We start from the raw sequence: 17,704 nt of genomic DNA on the forward strand, positions 1-17,704 counted from the left end.
GAGGATAGCGGTCTCGCGACACGCCCGAGTTTGCGACACGCCCGGGCGGCACGTAGACTAGTGAGGTTCCACATTCCGGCGCGTCCTTCGGCGTGCTCCGGATCACTGCCAGGGCAGTGCATAGGCGGCACCCGGCTGCGGAGTAGACGACTGCTTCTCAGCGCTGGTGCAGGGTCCTAGGCCGCGGGCAGCAGAACCACCACATCTCAAACCCCCTTCATCACGAGAGTGTTCCTCTCGCGTGCGAGCGGGAGCGGATGCCGGGAGCGGCGCTTCGGCGCGGCCTCCGGATTGACATCAGAACAGCGGTGCAGCAACGCACTGCGCAAGCGGTGCAGAAGTGCCATGGCGCGTGAGCGCCACCGTGCGTCCAATGCCTCCGGGGCCTCCGGAACGGTACGACGCGAGAAAGAGAGTGAGCAGACAATGGCGGGACAGAAGATCCGCATTCGCCTGAAGTCGTACGACCACGCCGGCCTCGACAGCTCGGCGCGCAAGATCGTCGACACCGTGACCCGTGCGGGCGCGACCGTCGTGGGCCCCGTGCCCCTTCCGACCGAGAAGAACGTCGTGTGCGTCATCCGGTCGCCCCACAAGTACAAGGACAGCCGCGAGCACTTCGAGATGCGCACCCACAAGCGTCTGATCGACATCATCGACCCGACGCCCAAGGCCGTCGACTCGCTGATGCGCCTTGACCTGCCGGCCGACGTCAACATCGAGATCAAGCTCTGAGGTTCGACATGGCTGACATCAACAACAAGATTTCCAAGGGCCTGCTCGGCACCAAGCTCGGCATGACCCAGGTCTGGGACGAGAACGGCAAGCTCGTTCCCGTCACCGTCATCGAGGTCGCGCCGAACGTGGTCACCCAGGTTCGCACGCCCGAGAAGGACGGCTACAAGGCCGTCCAGATCGCCTACGGCCAGATCGACCCCCGCAAGGTCAACAAGCCGCAGACGGCCCACTTCGAGGCCGCCGGTGTGACCCCGCGTCGTCACCTCACCGAGATCCGCACCGCGGATGCCGCTGACTACTCACTCGGTCAGGAGCTCACGGTGGACGGCGTGTTCGAGGCCGGCCAGCGGGTCGACGTCGTGGGCACCAGCAAGGGCAAGGGCACCGCAGGTGTCATGAAGCGCCACAACTTCAAGGGCGTCTCCGCTTCGCACGGTGCGCACCGCAACCACCGCAAGCCCGGCTCGATCGGCGCCTCGTCGACCCCGAGCCGCGTCTTCAAGGGCATGCGCATGGCCGGCCGTATGGGTGGCGAGCGCGTGACCGTCCTCAACCTCACGGTGCACGCCGTTGACGCCGAGAAGGGTCTGCTGCTCGTCAAGGGCGCCGTCCCCGGCGCGCGCGGCCGCATCGTCTACGTCCGCAACGCAGTGAAGGGTGCCTGATCACATGGCTGACTCGACTCTCGCGCTCGACGTCGTGAAGGCAGACGGCAAGAAGGCCGGCTCGGTTGAGCTGCCCGCCGCTCTGTTCGACGTCAAGACGAACATCCCGCTCATCCACCAGGTCGTCGTGGCGCAGCGCGCCGCGGCTCGCCAGGGCACCCACTCGACCAAGCGTCGCGGTGAGGTCTCCGGTGCCGGCCGCAAGCCCTTCAAGCAGAAGGGCACGGGTAACGCCCGTCAGGGTTCGATCCGCGCGCCGCACATGACCGGCGGTGGCATCGTGCACGGCCCCAAGCCGCGCGACTACTCGCAGCGCACGCCCAAGAAGATGATCGCCGCCGCCCTGCTGGGCGCGCTCAGCGACCGCGCTCGCGGCGACCGCCTGCACATCGTCGACTCGTTCGGCATCGAGGGCGCACCGTCGACCAAGGCCGCTGCCGCGGTCCTCGCGACGCTCGCCCCGACCAAGAACGTGCTGGTCGTCATCACCCGTGACGACGAGCTCAGCATCCTGAGCGTGCGCAACCTCGCGTACGTCCACGTGCTGTACTCCGACCAGCTCAACGCCTACGACGTGCTCGTCTCGGACGACATCGTCTTCACCAAGGCCGCCTTCGACGCCTTCGTCGCGTCCAAGACCGGCGCCACCGAGGAGGTCTCGGCATGACCACCGTCAACAAGGACCCGCGCGACATCATCCTGAAGCCGGTCGTCTCCGAGAAGAGCTACGGGCTCATCGACGAGGGCAAGTACACGTTCCTCGTGGACCCGCGCGCCTCGAAGACCGAGATCAAGCTCGCGATCGAGAAGATCTTCGGCGTCAAGGTCGCTGCGGTCAACACGATCAACCGCGTCGGCAAGGCCCGCCGCACCCGCTTCGGCACCGGCAAGCGCAAGGACACCAAGCGCGCCATCGTGACCCTGAAGTCGGGCACCATCGACATCTTCACGGCAGTCGGCTGACGGTCGGGATAGAGGACTAGAGATATGGCTATTCGCAAGTACAAGCCCACGACCCCGGGTCGCCGCGGCTCGTCGGTGGCCGACTTCGCCGAGATCACCCGATCGACGCCCGAGAAGTCGCTCCTCCGCCCGCTCGCCAAGACCGGTGGCCGCAACAATCAGGGCCGCATCACCACCCGCCACATCGGCGGTGGCCACAAGCGCCAGTACCGCGTCATCGACTTCCGTCGCAACGACAAGGACGGCGTCAACGCCAAGGTCGCGCACATCGAGTACGACCCCAACCGCACGGCGCGCATCGCGCTCCTGCACTACTTCGACGGCGAGAAGCGCTACATCATCGCCCCGAACAAGCTGCAGCAGGGCGACATCGTCGAGTCGGGTCCCTCGGCCGACATCAAGCCCGGCAACAACCTGCCGCTGAAGAACATCCCCACCGGTACCGTGATCCACGCGATCGAGCTCCGTCCCGGCGGCGGCGCGAAGCTCGCCCGCTCGGCGGGTGCGTCGGTTCGCCTCGTCGCGAAGGACGGCCCCTACGCCCAGCTGCGTCTGCCCTCGGGCGAGATCCGCAACGTCGACGCGCGCTGCCGCGCGACGATCGGCGAGGTCGGAAACGCCGAGCAGTCGAACATCAACTGGGGCAAGGCCGGCCGCAACCGCTGGAAGGGCATCCGCCCGACCGTCCGCGGTGTCGCGATGAACCCCGTCGACCACCCGCACGGTGGTGGCGAGGGCAAGACCTCCGGTGGTCGTCACCCTGTTACGCCGTGGGGCCAGGCCGAAGGCCGCACCCGCCACGCGAACAAGGAAAGCGACAAGTACATCGTTCGCCGTCGCAACGCCGGCAAGAAGCGCAAGTAGGAGTAGAGGAAGATGCCACGCAGTCTTAAGAAGGGCCCCTTCGTCGACGAGCACCTGCTTCGCAAGGTCGCCTCGCAGAACGAAGCCGGCACGAAGAACGTCATCAAGACGTGGTCGCGTCGCTCGATGATCGTCCCCGCCATGCTGGGTCACACGATCGCCGTGCACGACGGTCGCAAGCACATCCCCGTGTTCGTGACCGAGACCATGGTCGGACACAAGCTGGGCGAGTTCGCGCCCACCCGCACCTTCCGCGGCCACGAGAAGGACGACAAGAAGGGCCGTCGCCGCTGACGCGGGGACGAAAGAGGAGAGAGAAATGGTGGAGTCCATCGCACGCGTGCGACACATCCGCGTGACCCCTCAGAAGGCTCGTCGTGTCGTCGCCCTCATCAAGGGCAAGCAGGCTGAGGAGGCCCTGGCCATCCTCAAGTTCGCGCCGCAGGGTGCGAGCGAGCCGATCTACAAGCTCGTCGCCTCGGCGATCGCGAACGCTCGCGTGAAGGCCGACAAGGATGGCGAGTACCTGGACGAGCAGGACCTGTACGTGAAGAACGCGTACGTCGACGAGGGCACGACGCTCAAGCGTTTCCAGCCCCGCGCCCAGGGTCGCGCGTTCCAGATCAAGAAGCGCACGAGCCACATCACGGTCGTGCTCTCGACGCCCGAGGTCGCCGAGGCGGCCCCGGCTGCCAAGACGAAGAAGGCGAGCAAGTAATGGGCCAGAAGGTCAACCCGTACGGCTTCCGCCTCGGCATCACCACGGACCACGTGTCGCGTTGGTTCTCGGACTCGACGAAGCCCGGACAGCGCTACGCCGACTACGTGGCCGAGGACATCAAGATCCGTCGTCTGCTGACGACCTCGCTCGACCGCGCAGGCGTCAGCAACATCGAGATCGAGCGCACCCGTGACCGCGTTCGCGTCGACATCCACACCGCCCGCCCGGGCATCGTGATCGGTCGTCGCGGCGCCGAGGCCGAGCGCATCCGCGCCGACCTCGAGAAGCTCACCGGCAAGCAGATCCAGCTGAACATCCTCGAGGTCAAGAACCCCGAGGCCGACGCTCAGCTCGTCGCGCAGGGCATCGCCGAGCAGCTCAGCGCTCGCGTGGCGTTCCGCCGCGCGATGCGCAAGGGCCTGCAGGGCGCGCAGCGCGCCGGCGCCAAGGGCGTTCGCATCCAGGTCTCCGGCCGCCTCGGCGGCGCCGAGATGAGCCGCTCGGAGTTCTACCGCGAGGGTCGTGTGCCGCTGCACACGCTGCGCGCGAACATCGACTACGGCTTCTACGAGGCGAAGACCACCTTCGGCCGCATCGGCGTGAAGGTCTGGATCTACAAGGGCGACCTGACCAACAAGGAGCTCGCGCGCGAGCAGGCCAACGCGCCCAAGTCGGACCGTCGTCGCGACGACCGTCCGCGCCGTGGCCCGCGCAACGAGGCCCCCGTCGCAGAAGGAGCATCGGCGTAATGCTTATCCCCCGCAAGGTCAAGTACCGCAAGCAGCACCACCCCAAGCGCGATGGCCAGGCCACCGGCGGCACGAAGGTCTCCTTCGGCGAGTTCGGCATCCAGGCACTCACGCCCGCTTACGTGACGAACCGTCAGATCGAGTCCGCTCGTATCGCGATGACCCGTCACATCAAGCGTGGCGGCAAGGTGTGGATCAACATCTACCCCGACCGTCCCCTCACCAAGAAGCCGGCCGAGACCCGCATGGGTTCCGGTAAGGGTTCGCCCGAGTGGTGGGTCGCAAACGTCAAGCCGGGTCGCGTCCTCTTCGAGGTCGCCGGCGTCAACGAGCAGCTCGCTCGTGAGGCCCTGACCCGTGCCATCCACAAGCTGCCTCTCAAGGCACGCATCATCAAGCGCGAGGAGGGCGACGCGTAATGGCGATCGGCACCAAGACGCTCGCTCCGAGCGAGCTCGACACGTTCGAAGACCAGCGCCTCGTCGAGGAGCTGCGCAAGGCCAAGGAAGAGCTGTTCAACCTGCGCTTCCAGTCGGCCACCGGCCAGCTCGAGAGCCACGGCCGCATCCGTGCGGTCAAGCGCGACATCGCGCGGCTCTACACCGTGATCCGTGAGCGCGAGCTCGGCATCCGTGCCACGCCCGCGCCGCTGGAGACCGCGACGAAGGCGAAGAAGACGAAGGCCAAGAAGGCGGATGCCGCCGACGAGGCCGCGAAGGAAGAGGCTGAGTGATGGCCACCACGAAGAAGACCGCGGCCGAGGCCGAGGTCAAGGAGCAGGTCGCCGGCCACGAGTCGGCCGCGCACGATGTGCGCGACGCCAACGCCCGTGGCTACCGCAAGGCCCGCCGCGGGTATGTGGTCAGCGACAAGATGGACAAGACGATCGTCGTCGAGGTCGAGGACCGCGTGAAGCACCCCCTCTACGGCAAGGTCATCCGTCGCACGTCGAAGGTCAAGGCGCACGACGAGGGCAACACCGCCGGCATCGGCGACCTCGTCCTCATCAACGAGACCCGTCCGCTGAGCGCGACCAAGCGCTGGCGCCTGGTCGAGATCCTCGAGAAGGCCAAGTAAGCCTCCGGCTTGCTTGGAACCCAAGGAGTAAAAAGTGATTCAGCAGGAATCCCGCCTCAAGGTCGCCGACAACACCGGCGCCAAGGAGCTGCTCACGATCCGCGTGCTCGGTGGCTCGCAGCGCCGGTACGCCGGTCTGGGCGACATCATCGTGGCCACGGTCAAGGATGCGATCCCGGGCGGAAACGTCAAGAAGGGCGACGTGGTCAAGGCCGTCGTCGTCCGCACTGTCAAGCAGACCCGTCGTCCCGACGGTTCCTACATCAAGTTCGACGAGAACGCCGCCGTCATCCTGAAGAACGACGGGGAGCCCCGCGGCACCCGCATCTTCGGACCGGTCGGTCGTGAGCTTCGCGACAAGAAGTTCATGAAGATCGTCTCGCTCGCACCGGAGGTGATCTGACCCCATGGCCAAGATCAAGAAGGGCGACCTCGTTCAGGTCATCTCGGGCGCCAAGCCCGAGCGCGGCGGTGACCGCGGTAAGCAGGGCAAGGTCCTCGAGGTCCTCGTCGAGCAGAACCGCGTCATCGTCGAGGGCGTGAACTACGTCACCAAGCACAACCGTGTCGGCCAGAGCCAGCGCGGCACCAAGACGGGCGGCATCGAGACGATGGAAGCCCCGATCCACATCTCCAACGTCGCGCTCGTCGACCCCTCGACCAAGAAGCCGACCCGCGTCGGCCACCGCATCGAGGAGCAGACGAAGGACGGCGTCAAGCGCACCGTCCGCGTGCGCTACGCCAAGAAGTCAGGCAAGGACCTCTGAATATGAGCACCGCCACTGCCGTGGAGGCTGGCAAGATCCAGCCCCGCCTGAAGCAGAAGTACAACACCGAGATCAAGAGTCAGCTGCAGGACGAGTTCGGCTACGCCAACGTCATGCAGATCCCCGGTCTCGTCAAGGTCGTGGTGAACACCGGTGTCGGCGAGGCAGCTCGCGACAGCAAGGTGATCGATGGTGCGGTCGACGACCTCACCAAGATCACCGGGCAGAAGCCGGTCGTCACCAAGGCCCGCAAGTCCATCGCCCAGTTCAAGCTGCGCGAGGGTCAGGCCATCGGCGCGCACGTCACCCTTCGCGGTGACCGTGCGTGGGAGTTCATCGACCGCCTGGTCAACCTCGCTCTGCCCCGCATCCGCGACTTCCGCGGTCTGTCGGCCAAGCAGTTCGACGGCCACGGCAACTACACCTTCGGTCTCCAGGAGCAGTCGGTGTTCCACGAGATCGACCAGGACAAGATCGACCGCGTCCGCGGGTTCGACATCACCATCGTGACGTCGGCCAAGACGGATGCCGAAGGCCGTGCGCTGCTGCGCCACCTCGGCTTCCCGTTCCGCGGCGAGGACGCCCAGGCCTGAGCCGAAGAGTCCCGGGAGCCATCCGGCTCCCGGGGCACTCATCGAAGGTCGCCTGTCGTGTAACGGCAGCCGAAACCTCATGAACAAAGGAAACAGCAAATGACAATGACAGACCCGGTCGCAGACATGCTGACCCGTCTGCGCAACGCGAACTCGGCGCACCACGACACCGTGTCGCTGCCGAGCTCGAAGCTCAAGACGCACATCGCCGAGATCCTCCAGCAGGAGGGCTACATCTCCGGCTGGGAGGTCTCCGACGCCCGTGTCGGCCAGACCCTCACGCTGACGCTGAAGTACGGCCCGAACCGCGAGCGTTCGATCGCCGGCATCAAGCGCGTCTCGAAGCCCGGCCTGCGCGTCTACGCGAAGTCGACCGAGATCCCCCGCGTCCTCGGCGGCCTCGGCGTCGCGATCCTGTCCACCTCCTCCGGTCTTCTCACCGACCGCCAGGCCGAGCAGAAGGGCGTGGGTGGGGAAGTCCTCGCCTACGTGTGGTGATCTGACATGTCGCGAATCGGACGTCTTCCCATCGACATCCCCGCCGGCGTGACCGTTTCGGTCGACGGCCAGGATGTCGCAGTCAAGGGCCCCAAGGGCGAGCTCAAGCTCACCGTGGCGCGCCCCATCGAGGTCAAGGTCGAGGAGGGCCAGGTCGTCGTGACCCGTCCCGACGACGAGCGCTCGTCGCGTTCGCTGCACGGCCTGACCCGCACGCTCATCAACAACAACATCATCGGCGTCACCCAGGGCTACACCAAGGGCCTCGAGGTCGTCGGAACGGGTTACCGCGTGGCTCAGAAGGGCAGCTCGATCGAGTTCGCCCTCGGCTTCTCGCACCCCGTTCTCGTCGACCCGCCCGCGGGGATCTCGTTCACGGTCGAAGGCAACAACAAGGTCACCGTGAGCGGCATCGACAAGCAGGCCGTCGGCGAGGCGGCTGCGAACATCCGCAAGATCCGCAAGCCCGAGCCGTACAAGGGCAAGGGTGTGCGTTACGCGGGCGAGGTCGTCCGCCGCAAGGCCGGAAAGGCTGGTAAGTAACCATGGCTGTGAAGTCGAAGACCGACGCCCGCGCGCGTCGTCACGCCCGCCTTCGCAAGAAGGTCGTCGGCACCGAGCAGCGTCCGCGCCTCGTCGTCACCCGCTCGGCCCGCCACGTCTTCGTGCAGGTCGTCGATGACAGCAAGGGCCGCACCGTGGCCTCGGCGTCGACCCTCGAGACCGACCTGCGCACGTTCGACGGTGACAAGACCGCCAAGGCCCGCAAGGTCGGCGAACTGGTCGCCGAGCGCGCGAAGGCCGCCGGCGTCTCGGACGTCGTGTTCGACCGCGGTGGCAACCGCTACGCGGGCCGTGTCGCGGCGATCGCCGACGGCGCCCGCGAGGGAGGTCTGAACCTGTGAGTGACAACAAGGAGAACAACGTGACCGAGCAGGCTGCCACCGAGGCGCCGGCCGAGGCGGCTGCGACCACCGAGCGTGAGCGCGAGCCCCGCCGCGGCGGTCGCGAGCGCAACCCGAACCGCGACCGCGGCGGACGCGACCGCGCCGAGAGCCAGTTCCTCGAGCGCGTCGTGACGATCAACCGTGTGTCGAAGGTCGTCAAGGGCGGTCGTCGCTTCAGCTTCACCGCGCTCGTCGTCGTCGGTGACGGCAACGGCGTCGTGGGTGTCGGCTACGGCAAGGCCCGCGAGGTGCCGCTGGCGATCTCGAAGGGCGTCGAAGAGGCCAAGCGCAACTTCTTCCGCGTGCCGCGCGTCGGCTCGACCATCCCGCACCCGGTGCAGGGTGAGGCCGCTGCCGGTGTGGTGCTGCTGCGCCCGGCCGCTGCCGGTACCGGTGTTATCGCCGGTGGCCCGGTGCGTGCCGTGCTGGAGTGCGCGGGCATCCACGACGTCCTGTCGAAGTCGCTCGGATCGTCCAACACGATCAACATCGTCCACGCGACGGTGGAGGCCCTGAAGCAGCTCGAGGAGCCCCGTGCGGTCGCCGCGCGTCGCGGTCTCGAGTTCGACCAGGTCGCCCCTGCCCGTCTCGTCCGTGCCGAGGCCGAGGCCGCGGCTGCTGCTGCGAAGGCAGGTGTCTGATGGCTGCGCGCCTGAAGGTGACCCAGGTCAAGTCCAAGGTGAGTGAGAAGCAGAACCAGCGCGACACGCTGCGTTCGCTCGGTCTCAAGCGGATCGGCGACTCCGTCGTCCGTCCCGACGACGCGCAGACGCGCGGTTACGTCAAGACCGTCGCTCACCTCGTGAAGGTTGAGGAGATCGACTGATGGCTGAGAAGGCCGAGAAGAACGAGGCCGTCGAGGCCGAGACTGCCAAGAAGGCGGCCGCCCCCAAGAAGGCGACCGACAAGGCAGCCCCGGCGAAGAAGGCCGCCCCCAAGGCTGCCGCCGACAAGCCGGCCGCCGCGAAGAAGGCGCCTGCCAAGGCCGCTGCTGCGAAGGCCGACAAGGCCGACGCTGCGGAGAAGGCTGAGAAGGCTCCCGCCGCCAAGAAGGCTCCGGCCAAGAAGGCGGCTCCGAAGGCGGATGCCCCGGCTTCGCGCCCGGGTGTGCTGAAGGTGCACCACCTGCGTCCGGTTCCCGGCGCCAACACCGCCAAGACCCGCGTGGGTCGCGGTGAGGGCTCGAAGGGCAAGACCGCCGGCCGTGGCACCAAGGGCACGAAGGCCCGCTACCAGGTCAAGGTCGGCTTCGAGGGCGGCCAGATGCCGCTGCACATGCGCACGCCGAAGCTGCGCGGGTTCAAGAACCCGTTCCGTGTCGAGTACCAGGTCGTGAACCTGGACAAGCTGGCCGAGCTCTACCCGGCCGGCGGCGACGTCACCGTCGGCGACCTGGTCGCCAAGGGTGCGGTCCGCAAGAACGAGAAGGTCAAGGTGCTCGGCACCGGCGACATCTCGGTGAAGCTCAACGTGGCGGTCGACAAGGTCTCGGGTTCGGCCGAGCAGAAGATCGTCGCCGCGGGCGGCACCGTCAAGTAGTACGCACAGTGGGGGTCGGAGCTTGCTCCGGCCCCCACTGGGTTACCCTGGACGTCGGCACGTCGCTGTGCGCGCCGGCATCCCTTCTGGAGGCATCCACTTGTTCAGCGCCATCGCGCGGGTCTTCCGCACTCCCGACCTTCGGCGGAAGATCGCATTCACCCTGGCGATCATCGCCCTCTATCGCTTCGGCGCCCACGTGCCGGCTCCGTTCGTCGACTTTCCGAACGTGCAGTCCTGCCTCCGGCAGAGCGGAGGCACCGAAGGCCTGCTGTCGCTGGTCAACCTGTTCTCGGGCGGCGCGCTCCTGCAGCTGTCGATCTTCGCGCTGGGCGTCATGCCGTACATCACCGCGACGATCATCGTCCAGCTGCTCCGCGTCGTCATCCCGCACTTCGAGACCCTCTACAAGGAGGGCCAGTCGGGCCAGGCCAAGCTGACGCAGTACACCCGCTACCTCACGATCGCGCTCGCGCTGCTGCAGTCGACGACCCTGGTGACGGTGGCGCGCAGCGGTCAGCTGTTCGGCGTGACCGGTGTGCCCGAGTGCGAGCAGCTGCTCACCAACGACGCATGGTGGGCGCAGCTCCTCATGATCATCACCATGACCGCCGGCACCGGCCTCATCATGTGGTTCGCCGAGCTGGTCACCGAGCGTGGCATCGGAAACGGCATGTCGCTGCTCATCTTCACGTCCATCGCCGCGACGTTCCCCGCCGCGATGGGTGCGATCTGGGCCTCGCGCGGCTTCGAGGTGTTCCTGCTCGTCCTCGCGGTCGGCATCGTCGTTGTGGCCCTCGTGGTGTTCGTCGAGCAGTCGCAGCGGCGGATCCCGGTGCAGTATGCCAAGCGCATGGTCGGTCGCCGCACGTACGGCGGCACCAACACGTACATCCCGATCAAGGTCAACATGGCCGGCGTCGTGCCGGTCATCTTCGCCTCGTCGCTGCTGTACATCCCGGCGCTCATCGCTCAGTTCAACATGCAGCCCGACGCGGACAACAACATCCCGGGCTGGGTGGCGTGGATCCAGCAGTACTTCACCAACGGCGATCACCCGATCTACATGGCCGTGTACTTCCTCCTGATCGTCGGCTTCACGTACTTCTACGTGGCCATCACGTTCAATCCCGTCGAGGTCGCCGACAACATGAAGAAGTACGGCGGATTCATCCCCGGCATCCGTGCCGGCCGGCCGACCGCCGAGTACCTCGACTACGTGCTCACCCGCATCACTCTGCCCGGCTCTCTGTACCTGGGCTGCATCGCGCTCCTCCCGCTCATCGCCCTCGCGACGGTCGGCGCCAATCAGAACTTCCCGTTCGGCGGCGCGTCGATCCTCATCATCGTCGGCGTGGGTCTGGAGACCGTGAAGCAGATCGACGCGCAGCTCCAGCAGCGTCACTACGAGGGGCTGCTGCGATGACGCGGCTGCTGATCGTCGGGCCGCAGGGCTCGGGCAAGGGCACGCAGGGTGTGCGCATCGCCGAGGCGTTCGGCATCCCGGCCGTCTCGACGGGGGATGTCTTCCGCGCGGCGGTCGCCGACGGCTCCGATCTGGGCGCGCAGGTCAAGTCGGTCATCGAGGCCGGCGACCTCGTCTCCGACGAGCTCACGAGCGCGGTCGTCCGCGACCGCCTCTCGCAGGCGGACGCCGAGGAGGGCTTCCTGCTCGACGGCTATCCCCGCAACGTGAGTCAGGTCGCCCACCTCGACGAGTTCCTCGAGGGCCGCGGCGAGACCCTCGACGCCGTCATCGAGCTCAGCGTGCCGCGTGAAGAGAGCATCGCCCGGATCGCGCTGCGCGCGAAGGAGCAGGGTCGGACCGACGACACCGAAGACGTGATCGCCAACCGCCTGGCCATCTACGAGCGCGAGACCGCGCCGATCCTCGGCGTCTACGGCGCGCGCGGCATCGTGGTGCAGGTGGACGGCGTCGGCTCGCTCGACGAGATCACGGCCCGCGTCCTCTCGGCACTCGAGGCGCGCGGTCTCCGCCGCGACGCCGCAGCCTGAGCCCGTGTCGCTGCGCCGCTCCATCTACAAGTCTCCCGCTCAGCTGCGGGCGATGGTGGAACCGGGTCTCATCACGGCGGCGGCACTCGATGCGGTCAGGGAGCTGATCGCCCCGGGTGTGACGACCGCGGAGCTGGATGCCGCGGCATCCGCCCTCATCACCGCTCGCGGCGCGAAGTCGAACTTCCAGATGGTACGCGGCTACCGGCACACCATCTGCGCGTCGGTCAACGAGCAGGTCGTACACGGCATCCCCGGCGAACGGGAGCTCGCCGCCGGCGACATCCTCTCGATCGACGCGGGGGCGGAGTACAAGGGATGGAACGGCGACTCGGCGTTCAGCGTCGTGCTCGACGACCCCGATCGTCCCGACGTCGTCGCTGAACGGCGACGACTCTCGGATGTGACCGAGGGGTCGCTGTGGGCCGGGATCGCGTCTCTCGTGACGGCGCGGCATCTCGGCGAAGTCGGCGCGGCCATCCAGGAGCACATCGAGGCGAACTCTCCCGATACCGGGGCCTACGGCATCCTGCGCGAGTACGTCGGCCACGGCATCGGCCGGAAGATGCACGAGTCCCCTTCGGTCTTCAACTACCGTGTGTCGGATCCGGGGCCGGAAGTGCGTCCGGGCCTCGTGCTCGCCATCGAGCCGATGGTCGTCATCGGCGACCAGGCGACGTTCGTCGAGGACGACGGCTGGACGGTGTCGACTCTGGACGGCACGGCCGGTTCGCACTGGGAGCACAGCGTCGCGGTGCACGATGGGGGCATCTGGGTGCTCACGGCGCCGGACGGAGGCGCGGCAGGGCTCGCGCCCTTCGGCGTCACGCCGACCGAGATTGCATAGGAGAGGTCATGACGGAAGGTCCGCGCAAGGTCAACTGGGTCGCGATCTGGGTGAGCGCCGGGGTCGTCGTGGCCCTCCTGGTGGCGGCCGTGCTGATCGTGGTGCTCAACAACCAGCCTTCGGACCCCGCGCCGGGCGGGACGCCGTCCGCCTCGAACATCGACGCCGAGACCGGGGCGATCCTGGTCGGGGACGGCGATGACCAGCTGGGCACCTACATCGACTTCCTGTGTCCGGTCTGCAACCGGTTCGAGCAGATCTACGGCCCCGACATCGCGAGCCTGATCGATGACGGCGCGATCACGCTGGCGATCCATCCGATCTCGATCCTCGACAGCAAATCGCAGGGCACGGAGTACTCGACGCGTGCCGCCAATGCGGCATACTGCGTCGCGGTGGCGGATGCCGAGGCATCCCTTCCCTTCATGAACGCGATGTTCGCCGCGCAGCCGGCCGAAGGCACTCCGGGACTCTCGGACGACGAGATCCTGCAGATCGCCGAATCGGTGGGCGTGACCGGGATCGACGCATGCGTCGACGACGGCGTGTACTCCGACTTCGTCGCGGAGATGACGGACAAGACCCCGGTGCAGCCGGGGGCGGCCGGCATCGGCACGCCGACGATCACGGTGAACGGCGAGGTCATCTCCAACTCGACCCTGCCCGAGCCGGGCCAGCTGGCGACGCTCTTCGGCTGAGATCCGCCCTGGGAACGGCTCGTCCTCCGCGGTAGGCTTCGGCTCGAGCGTGCGGGGGGCAACATGGGCGGGGAAACGGGGATGACGCGGCGAAAGGCGCGCCGCAAGACGGTGGCGCTCGCCGCCGCGATGGGCCTGATCCTGGGGGGCGGGCTGGTGGCGCTCCCGCCGTCGGTGGAGCCGGCTGCAGCCGCCATCGGCGAGTGCCCGGAGGGGACGATCCCGGGTCCTGGCAACACGAACCCGGTCTGGACGGATCAGAACGTCGCGGTCTACGCCGGAGGCGACTTCCAGGTGCGCGGCGCGGCGGCCGAGGCGGAGGGCCTCGTGGTCGTCCAGGGGGACGCGTCCTTCGACAAGGCCGCAGGCGGCCGCTTCAACGTCGGCTGGGTGGGTGTCGGATCGGGCGTCACGCCTCTTCCCGGAACCACGATGCTCGCCGTCGGCGGCGACGTGAGCGTCGGCGCGTCGACGGTGCTCGATGTCGGCGCGAACGCGTTCGACAACGGCCAGCTGCGCGGCGGCGACGTGCAGGTCGGGGGAGTGACGATCCCGGACTACGAGGCCACGGGCGCGAACTACGAGCTCAACAACGGGACGCTGACCCAGGGGCTGGGCGCGGCCGCCGTCGCTCCCTGGTCCTCATGGGGGACGCTGCTGGCCGACGAGTCCGCCGACTTCGCGGCGGCGACCCCGACGGGAACCGTGACCGCGGGTGCGCTGCTGACGTTCACCGGCGATGACTCGTCCCCGACCCAGGTGTTCGAGGTCGCCGCGGCAACCCTCGCCGCCAACCCGGCCCTCGGCTTCGCGGGGATCCCCGACGGGGCATCCGTCGTCGTCAATGTGACCGGCGGACCCGTGACCTGGGCCCCCAACTACTTCGCCGAGGACGGCGTGCGGGCCGACGATCCCGCGTCGCCGCTGTTCGGCGTGCTCGCCGCCCGCACGCTCTGGAACTTCGTCGACGCGACGTCTGTCCACATCGCCGGCTCTTCGCAGGTGCTCGGCACGGTTCTCGTGCCCGGCGCGAGCGGCGACCCCACCCAGCCGACCCTCCGGGTGACAGCGAGCACCAACGGACGCCTGTACACGAACGGCACGCTCCTCATGGACGGCGTGGGCAACGAGCACCACAACTACCCCTGGGTCGATGCTCCCTTCGACTGCATCCCCGTGACCGCGCCCGTCGAGGTCGGATCGATCACGATCGAGAAGATCCTGTCGGCGGATGACCAGGCCCTGCTCCCTCCGGGCACCACCTTCCACGGACTCGTGACCTGCACACCCGCGGACGGCGGGGAGCTCGTCGTCGAATGGGAGGTGGCGCCGGGGGAGACCACCACTGTGGACGGGCTCCCGGTCGGGGCGCCATGCGAAGCGACCGAAACCCTCGGCTCGACCTATCGCGTCCGGTTGCTCAGCGCTGGTCAGAGCTTAGATCCGACCGCGCTCGCGGCGTGGCAGACGCCGGTGTGGACCGTCAACGGGGAAGCAGCCACTGCCCCGGTCGCCTTCACGGTGCCCTCCCCGAGCGACGAGACGCAGCTCGCGTTCGCGGTCGAGAATGCGCTGGCGGTCGGGTCGTTCACGATCCGGAAGGTCGTATCCAATCCCGACGAGGTGCCGTTCGCTGACGGGTTCTCAGGGTCCTGGCAGTGCGCGGCGACGCAGGGCGGCGCCGGCGTGATCGACTCGGGCACCTGGGCGCTCGACGCAGGAGAGGTCTCTGCGCCGATCGAGGCGCCCGTCGGTGCGTGGTGCACCGTCACCGAGACGCTCCCGGCGGCGCCCGTGGGCGGGTCGTGGTCGGTGCCGGTCGTGTCTCCTGCCGAGGTGCAGATCACGGCGGAGTCGGCGCAGACCCCGCTCTCGGTGACGGTCTCCAACACCCTGACCCAGCTGATCGGGGCGTTCACGATCACGAAGACGGTGACGGGCGCGGATGCCCCGGCGATCGGCTTCGAGGGAACCTGGGGCTGTGTCTCCGATGGCGAGACGGTGGCCGAGGGCTTATGGGAGCTGGCGGCGGGCGAGACGAGCGACCCGTTCGCCGCGCCCGTGGGTTCGACATGCACGATCGACGAGATCGCCCCGACCGCCGCCGGCGGCTCGTGGGCCGCGCCGCAGATCTCACCCGCCTCGACGGTGATCACGGCGGAGTCGGCGCAGACGCCGCTCGCGTTCGAGGTCGTCAACGCGTTCACGGCGGACCTCGGCCCCGATGACGGCGGCGACGGGGAGATCGCGGGCGAGCTCCCCGCGACCGGCTCGACGATCCCGTGGTGGGCCGTCGGGATGGGCGCGGCGCTGGTCGCGGCCGGTGCTGTGATGCTGGCTCTGACGGTGGTGCGCCGCCGCCGCCCGTAGTCCGGCCCGCGCCTGGACCGGTTTGCCGAGGCATCCGATATCACGTATGCTTGATCTTTGGTGCGTTGCGCCTTCATCGGCGTGTCCGAGCACCACAATCCCATCCACCGCAGACCGACCGGTCTGCAAAAAGTGATAGCGAGCGTATGGCGAAGAAAGACGGTGTCATCGAGATCGAGGGCGTCGTGTCCGAGGCGCTGCCCAACGCGATGTTCCGCGTTGAGCTGACCAACGGCCACAAGGTCCTCGCGACGATCTCCGGCAAGATGCGGCAGAACTACATCCGCATCATCCCCGAGGACCGTGTCGTCGTGGAGCTCAGCCCCTACGACCTCACTCGCGGGCGCATCGTCTACCGCTACCGCTAGACCGGTCGAGAAGTAACGCCCCACCCGGCAGTCCCGGGGAGCCCGGCGAAGACAGCGAAACAGGAAATCATGAAGGTCAACCCCTCCGTCAAGCCCATCTGCGACCACTGCAAGGTCATCCGTCGCCACGGTCGCGTCATGGTGATCTGCAAGAGCAACCCGCGCCACAAGCAGCGCCAGGGCTGATCATGCTCCCGGATGCCTCGCCACGGGGCATCCGGTCCCACAACTGAATACACGAAACCAGGCAGGACCAGAACCCGTTCGCGGGGGACACCTCGGGCGGAGGCCCGGGCACCGGCCCTGCTCCACACCTCCACTCACTCCTAGGAGAACCGCATGGCACGTCTTGCCGGCGTCGACATCCCGCGCGACAAGCGCGTGGTGATCGCCCTCACCTACATCTACGGCGTTGGCCGTACCCGCTCGATCGAGATCCTCAAGGCGACGGAGATCGACGAGAATATCCGCGTCAAGGACCTCAGCGACGACCAGCTCATCGCGCTCCGCGACCACATCGAGGCCAACTACAAGGTCGAGGGTGACCTCCGCCGTGAGGTGGCCGCCGACATCCGCCGCAAGGTCGAGATCGGTTCCTACGAGGGTCTGCGCCACCGTCGCGGCCTTCCCGTGCGCGGTCAGCGCACCAAGACGAACGCTCGTACCCGCAAGGGCCCGAAGCGCACCGTCGCCGGCAAGAAGAAGGCCGGCCGCAAGTAAGCGCGCCCTGAAGGTTTAGGAGAACAGAACTCATGGCACAGGCCAAGACCGCCGCGCGCAAGCCGCGCCGCAAGGAAAAGAAGAACATCGCACTGGGCCAGGCCCACATCAAGTCGACGTTCAACAACACGATCGTCTCGATCACCGACCCCTCGGGCGCTGTCATCAGCTGGGCCTCGTCGGGTGGCGTGGGCTTCAAGGGCTCGCGCAAGTCGACGCCGTACGCGGCCGGCATGGCGGCGGAGTCCGCTGCCCGCCAGGCGCAGGAGCACGGCGTCAAGAAGGTCGACGTCTTCGTGAAGGGCCCGGGCTCGGGCCGCGAGACCGCGATCCGCTCGCTGCAGGCCGCCGGCCTCGAGGTCGGCTCGATCCAGGACGTGACGCCGCAGGCCCACAACGGCTGCCGTCCGCCCAAGCGCCGCCGCGTCTGAATTCCCGGAGCCGGGGTGCCTCGTGCACCCCGGCTACCGCACGCTTCGGCATCCGCTCCGTCTCCTTCGGGAGCCCGGCCGGATGCCCCGAGAAAAACTCAACACCTCACCCACCGCACGTGTCATATAGCGG

Annotated in this window: 29 protein-coding genes; all 29 read left to right on the top strand. The window is 67.7% G+C overall.

Annotation, left to right across the window (positions count from 1 at the left end; genetic code table 11):
- Positions 1-426: 426 nt before the first annotated feature.
- The 29 genes from rpsJ (at position 427) to rpsK (ending at position 17,571) form a co-directional block, all read left to right on the top strand.
- Positions 427-735 (top strand): 30S ribosomal protein S10, encoded by a 309-nt coding sequence (gene rpsJ, locus HF323_RS01145; RefSeq protein WP_013584016.1) that lies wholly within the window; start codon positions 427-429, stop codon positions 733-735.
- An 8-nt stretch (positions 736-743) separates the two neighbouring features.
- Positions 744-1,403, top strand: a complete 660-nt coding sequence (rplC, locus tag HF323_RS01150; protein ID WP_169580742.1) for a 50S ribosomal protein L3 — start codon at positions 744-746, stop codon at positions 1,401-1,403.
- 4 nt (positions 1,404-1,407) lie between these two features.
- Entirely contained in the window at positions 1,408-2,070 is a 663-nt protein-coding gene (rplD, locus tag HF323_RS01155) for a 50S ribosomal protein L4 (protein ID WP_169580743.1), read from the top strand.
- Positions 2,067-2,366 (top strand): 50S ribosomal protein L23, encoded by a 300-nt coding sequence (gene rplW / locus HF323_RS01160; RefSeq protein WP_169580744.1) that lies wholly within the window; start codon positions 2,067-2,069, stop codon positions 2,364-2,366. Before rplD ends, rplW begins: the two co-directional genes overlap by 4 nt.
- A 24-nt stretch (positions 2,367-2,390) precedes the next feature.
- Positions 2,391-3,230 (top strand): 50S ribosomal protein L2, encoded by an 840-nt coding sequence (gene rplB / locus HF323_RS01165; protein WP_169580745.1) that lies wholly within the window; start codon positions 2,391-2,393, stop codon positions 3,228-3,230.
- Positions 3,231-3,242: 12 nt separating this feature from the next.
- Positions 3,243-3,524, top strand: coding sequence for a 30S ribosomal protein S19 (gene rpsS, locus HF323_RS01170; protein WP_169580746.1), 282 nt, complete (start codon positions 3,243-3,245; stop codon positions 3,522-3,524).
- Positions 3,525-3,549: 25 nt separating this feature from the next.
- Positions 3,550-3,948 carry a 50S ribosomal protein L22 gene (rplV, locus tag HF323_RS01175; RefSeq protein ID WP_106816558.1) on the top strand — a complete coding sequence of 133 codons (399 nt, stop codon included), beginning with the start codon at positions 3,550-3,552 and terminating at the stop codon, positions 3,946-3,948.
- Positions 3,948-4,700: a 30S ribosomal protein S3 gene (rpsC, locus tag HF323_RS01180; RefSeq protein WP_169580747.1), complete on the top strand. Its 753-nt coding sequence runs from the start codon at positions 3,948-3,950 to the stop codon at positions 4,698-4,700. Before rplV ends, rpsC begins: the two co-directional genes overlap by 1 nt.
- Entirely contained in the window at positions 4,700-5,119 is a 420-nt protein-coding gene (rplP, locus tag HF323_RS01185) for a 50S ribosomal protein L16 (RefSeq protein ID WP_067354305.1), read from the top strand. Before rpsC ends, rplP begins: the two co-directional genes overlap by 1 nt.
- Positions 5,119-5,433: a 50S ribosomal protein L29 gene (gene rpmC, locus HF323_RS01190; RefSeq protein ID WP_045301493.1), complete on the top strand. Its 315-nt coding sequence runs from the start codon at positions 5,119-5,121 to the stop codon at positions 5,431-5,433. The genes rplP and rpmC overlap by 1 nt, the downstream gene beginning before the upstream one ends.
- The gene (gene rpsQ / locus HF323_RS15565) at positions 5,433-5,777 is read left to right on the top strand and encodes a 30S ribosomal protein S17 (protein WP_169580748.1); all 345 of its coding nucleotides are present in this window, start codon (positions 5,433-5,435) and stop codon (positions 5,775-5,777) included. Before rpmC ends, rpsQ begins: the two co-directional genes overlap by 1 nt.
- A gap of 34 nt (positions 5,778-5,811) precedes the next feature.
- Entirely contained in the window at positions 5,812-6,180 is a 369-nt protein-coding gene (gene rplN / locus HF323_RS01200) for a 50S ribosomal protein L14 (RefSeq protein ID WP_169580749.1), read from the top strand.
- A gap of 4 nt (positions 6,181-6,184) precedes the next feature.
- Positions 6,185-6,544, top strand: coding sequence for a 50S ribosomal protein L24 (rplX, locus tag HF323_RS01205; protein WP_169580750.1), 360 nt, complete (start codon positions 6,185-6,187; stop codon positions 6,542-6,544).
- 2 nt (positions 6,545-6,546) lie between these two features.
- Positions 6,547-7,137 (top strand): 50S ribosomal protein L5, encoded by a 591-nt coding sequence (gene rplE / locus HF323_RS01210; RefSeq protein ID WP_169580751.1) that lies wholly within the window; start codon positions 6,547-6,549, stop codon positions 7,135-7,137.
- 99 nt (positions 7,138-7,236) lie between these two features.
- A complete protein-coding gene (gene rpsH / locus HF323_RS01215) occupies positions 7,237-7,635 on the top strand; it encodes a 30S ribosomal protein S8 (protein WP_169580752.1) in 399 nt (132 codons plus the stop codon).
- Positions 7,636-7,641: 6 nt separating this feature from the next.
- Positions 7,642-8,178, top strand: coding sequence for a 50S ribosomal protein L6 (gene rplF, locus HF323_RS01220; RefSeq protein WP_169580753.1), 537 nt, complete (start codon positions 7,642-7,644; stop codon positions 8,176-8,178).
- A gap of 2 nt (positions 8,179-8,180) precedes the next feature.
- On the top strand, positions 8,181-8,540 hold the full coding sequence (rplR, locus tag HF323_RS01225; RefSeq protein WP_169580754.1) for a 50S ribosomal protein L18: 360 nt from the start codon (positions 8,181-8,183) through the stop codon (positions 8,538-8,540).
- Positions 8,537-9,223 (top strand): 30S ribosomal protein S5, encoded by a 687-nt coding sequence (rpsE, locus tag HF323_RS01230; RefSeq protein WP_169580755.1) that lies wholly within the window; start codon positions 8,537-8,539, stop codon positions 9,221-9,223. Before rplR ends, rpsE begins: the two co-directional genes overlap by 4 nt.
- Positions 9,223-9,408: a 50S ribosomal protein L30 gene (rpmD, locus tag HF323_RS01235; protein ID WP_023954062.1), complete on the top strand. Its 186-nt coding sequence runs from the start codon at positions 9,223-9,225 to the stop codon at positions 9,406-9,408. The genes rpsE and rpmD overlap by 1 nt, the downstream gene beginning before the upstream one ends.
- Complete coding sequence (rplO, locus tag HF323_RS01240) at positions 9,408-10,121, top strand: 50S ribosomal protein L15 (protein ID WP_169580756.1); 714 nt, start codon at positions 9,408-9,410, stop codon at positions 10,119-10,121. Before rpmD ends, rplO begins: the two co-directional genes overlap by 1 nt.
- Before the next feature lie 100 nt (positions 10,122-10,221).
- The gene (secY, locus tag HF323_RS01245; RefSeq protein ID WP_169580757.1) at positions 10,222-11,547 is read left to right on the top strand and encodes a preprotein translocase subunit SecY; all 1,326 of its coding nucleotides are present in this window, start codon (positions 10,222-10,224) and stop codon (positions 11,545-11,547) included.
- The gene (locus tag HF323_RS01250; RefSeq protein ID WP_169580758.1) at positions 11,544-12,137 is read left to right on the top strand and encodes an adenylate kinase; all 594 of its coding nucleotides are present in this window, start codon (positions 11,544-11,546) and stop codon (positions 12,135-12,137) included. Before secY ends, HF323_RS01250 begins: the two co-directional genes overlap by 4 nt.
- 4 nt (positions 12,138-12,141) lie before the next feature.
- Positions 12,142-12,984, top strand: a complete 843-nt coding sequence (gene map, locus HF323_RS01255; RefSeq protein WP_169580759.1) for a type I methionyl aminopeptidase — start codon at positions 12,142-12,144, stop codon at positions 12,982-12,984.
- Positions 12,985-12,992: 8 nt separating this feature from the next.
- A complete protein-coding gene (locus tag HF323_RS01260) occupies positions 12,993-13,682 on the top strand; it encodes a thioredoxin domain-containing protein (protein WP_169580760.1) in 690 nt (229 codons plus the stop codon).
- Between the two features lie 81 nt (positions 13,683-13,763).
- Positions 13,764-16,052, top strand: a complete 2,289-nt coding sequence (locus HF323_RS01265; protein WP_169580761.1) for a choice-of-anchor A family protein — start codon at positions 13,764-13,766, stop codon at positions 16,050-16,052.
- A 146-nt stretch (positions 16,053-16,198) separates the two neighbouring features.
- Positions 16,199-16,420 (top strand): translation initiation factor IF-1, encoded by a 222-nt coding sequence (infA, locus tag HF323_RS01270; RefSeq protein WP_005050493.1) that lies wholly within the window; start codon positions 16,199-16,201, stop codon positions 16,418-16,420.
- A 69-nt stretch (positions 16,421-16,489) separates the two neighbouring features.
- A complete protein-coding gene (rpmJ, locus tag HF323_RS01275) occupies positions 16,490-16,606 on the top strand; it encodes a 50S ribosomal protein L36 (protein ID WP_005050492.1) in 117 nt (38 codons plus the stop codon).
- A 153-nt stretch (positions 16,607-16,759) separates the two neighbouring features.
- Positions 16,760-17,140 (top strand): 30S ribosomal protein S13, encoded by a 381-nt coding sequence (gene rpsM / locus HF323_RS01280; RefSeq protein WP_169580762.1) that lies wholly within the window; start codon positions 16,760-16,762, stop codon positions 17,138-17,140.
- Between the two features lie 32 nt (positions 17,141-17,172).
- Positions 17,173-17,571 carry a 30S ribosomal protein S11 gene (gene rpsK / locus HF323_RS01285; RefSeq protein WP_056117708.1) on the top strand — a complete coding sequence of 133 codons (399 nt, stop codon included), beginning with the start codon at positions 17,173-17,175 and terminating at the stop codon, positions 17,569-17,571.
- The last annotated feature ends 133 nt before the right edge of the window (positions 17,572-17,704 follow it).

This window comes from Microbacterium sp. MF43 (genome assembly GCF_012847295.1).
GTDB lineage: Bacteria > Actinomycetota > Actinomycetes > Actinomycetales > Microbacteriaceae > Microbacterium.

Excerpts from the sequence above, each read along its gene's own strand:
- rpsQ (WP_169580748.1), top strand. The coding sequence starts at position 5,433 with ATGGCCACCACGAAGAAGACCGCGGCCGAGGCCGAGGTCAAGGAGCAG.
- rpsH (WP_169580752.1), top strand. The coding sequence starts at position 7,237 with ATGACAATGACAGACCCGGTCGCAGACATGCTGACCCGTCTGCGCAAC.
- rpsK (WP_056117708.1), top strand. The coding sequence starts at position 17,173 with ATGGCACAGGCCAAGACCGCCGCGCGCAAGCCGCGCCGCAAGGAAAAG.
- rplX (WP_169580750.1), top strand. The coding sequence starts at position 6,185 with ATGGCCAAGATCAAGAAGGGCGACCTCGTTCAGGTCATCTCGGGCGCC.
- rplE (WP_169580751.1), top strand. The coding sequence starts at position 6,547 with ATGAGCACCGCCACTGCCGTGGAGGCTGGCAAGATCCAGCCCCGCCTG.
- rpmC (WP_045301493.1), top strand. The coding sequence starts at position 5,119 with ATGGCGATCGGCACCAAGACGCTCGCTCCGAGCGAGCTCGACACGTTC.
- rpsC (WP_169580747.1), top strand. The coding sequence starts at position 3,948 with ATGGGCCAGAAGGTCAACCCGTACGGCTTCCGCCTCGGCATCACCACG.
- rplW (WP_169580744.1), top strand. The coding sequence starts at position 2,067 with ATGACCACCGTCAACAAGGACCCGCGCGACATCATCCTGAAGCCGGTC.
- rplR (WP_169580754.1), top strand. The coding sequence starts at position 8,181 with ATGGCTGTGAAGTCGAAGACCGACGCCCGCGCGCGTCGTCACGCCCGC.
- HF323_RS01260 (WP_169580760.1), top strand. The coding sequence starts at position 12,993 with ATGACGGAAGGTCCGCGCAAGGTCAACTGGGTCGCGATCTGGGTGAGC.
- HF323_RS01265 (WP_169580761.1), top strand. The coding sequence starts at position 13,764 with ATGACGCGGCGAAAGGCGCGCCGCAAGACGGTGGCGCTCGCCGCCGCG.
- infA (WP_005050493.1), top strand. The coding sequence starts at position 16,199 with ATGGCGAAGAAAGACGGTGTCATCGAGATCGAGGGCGTCGTGTCCGAG.
- rpsM (WP_169580762.1), top strand. The coding sequence starts at position 16,760 with ATGGCACGTCTTGCCGGCGTCGACATCCCGCGCGACAAGCGCGTGGTG.
- rplC (WP_169580742.1), top strand. The coding sequence starts at position 744 with ATGGCTGACATCAACAACAAGATTTCCAAGGGCCTGCTCGGCACCAAG.
- rplV (WP_106816558.1), top strand. The coding sequence starts at position 3,550 with ATGGTGGAGTCCATCGCACGCGTGCGACACATCCGCGTGACCCCTCAG.
- rpsJ (WP_013584016.1), top strand. The coding sequence starts at position 427 with ATGGCGGGACAGAAGATCCGCATTCGCCTGAAGTCGTACGACCACGCC.
- rplB (WP_169580745.1), top strand. The coding sequence starts at position 2,391 with ATGGCTATTCGCAAGTACAAGCCCACGACCCCGGGTCGCCGCGGCTCG.
- rplF (WP_169580753.1), top strand. The coding sequence starts at position 7,642 with ATGTCGCGAATCGGACGTCTTCCCATCGACATCCCCGCCGGCGTGACC.
- rpmJ (WP_005050492.1), top strand. The coding sequence starts at position 16,490 with ATGAAGGTCAACCCCTCCGTCAAGCCCATCTGCGACCACTGCAAGGTC.
- rplD (WP_169580743.1), top strand. The coding sequence starts at position 1,408 with ATGGCTGACTCGACTCTCGCGCTCGACGTCGTGAAGGCAGACGGCAAG.
- rpmD (WP_023954062.1), top strand. The coding sequence starts at position 9,223 with ATGGCTGCGCGCCTGAAGGTGACCCAGGTCAAGTCCAAGGTGAGTGAG.
- rplO (WP_169580756.1), top strand. The coding sequence starts at position 9,408 with ATGGCTGAGAAGGCCGAGAAGAACGAGGCCGTCGAGGCCGAGACTGCC.
- rpsS (WP_169580746.1), top strand. The coding sequence starts at position 3,243 with ATGCCACGCAGTCTTAAGAAGGGCCCCTTCGTCGACGAGCACCTGCTT.
- rplP (WP_067354305.1), top strand. The coding sequence starts at position 4,700 with ATGCTTATCCCCCGCAAGGTCAAGTACCGCAAGCAGCACCACCCCAAG.
- HF323_RS01250 (WP_169580758.1), top strand. The coding sequence starts at position 11,544 with ATGACGCGGCTGCTGATCGTCGGGCCGCAGGGCTCGGGCAAGGGCACG.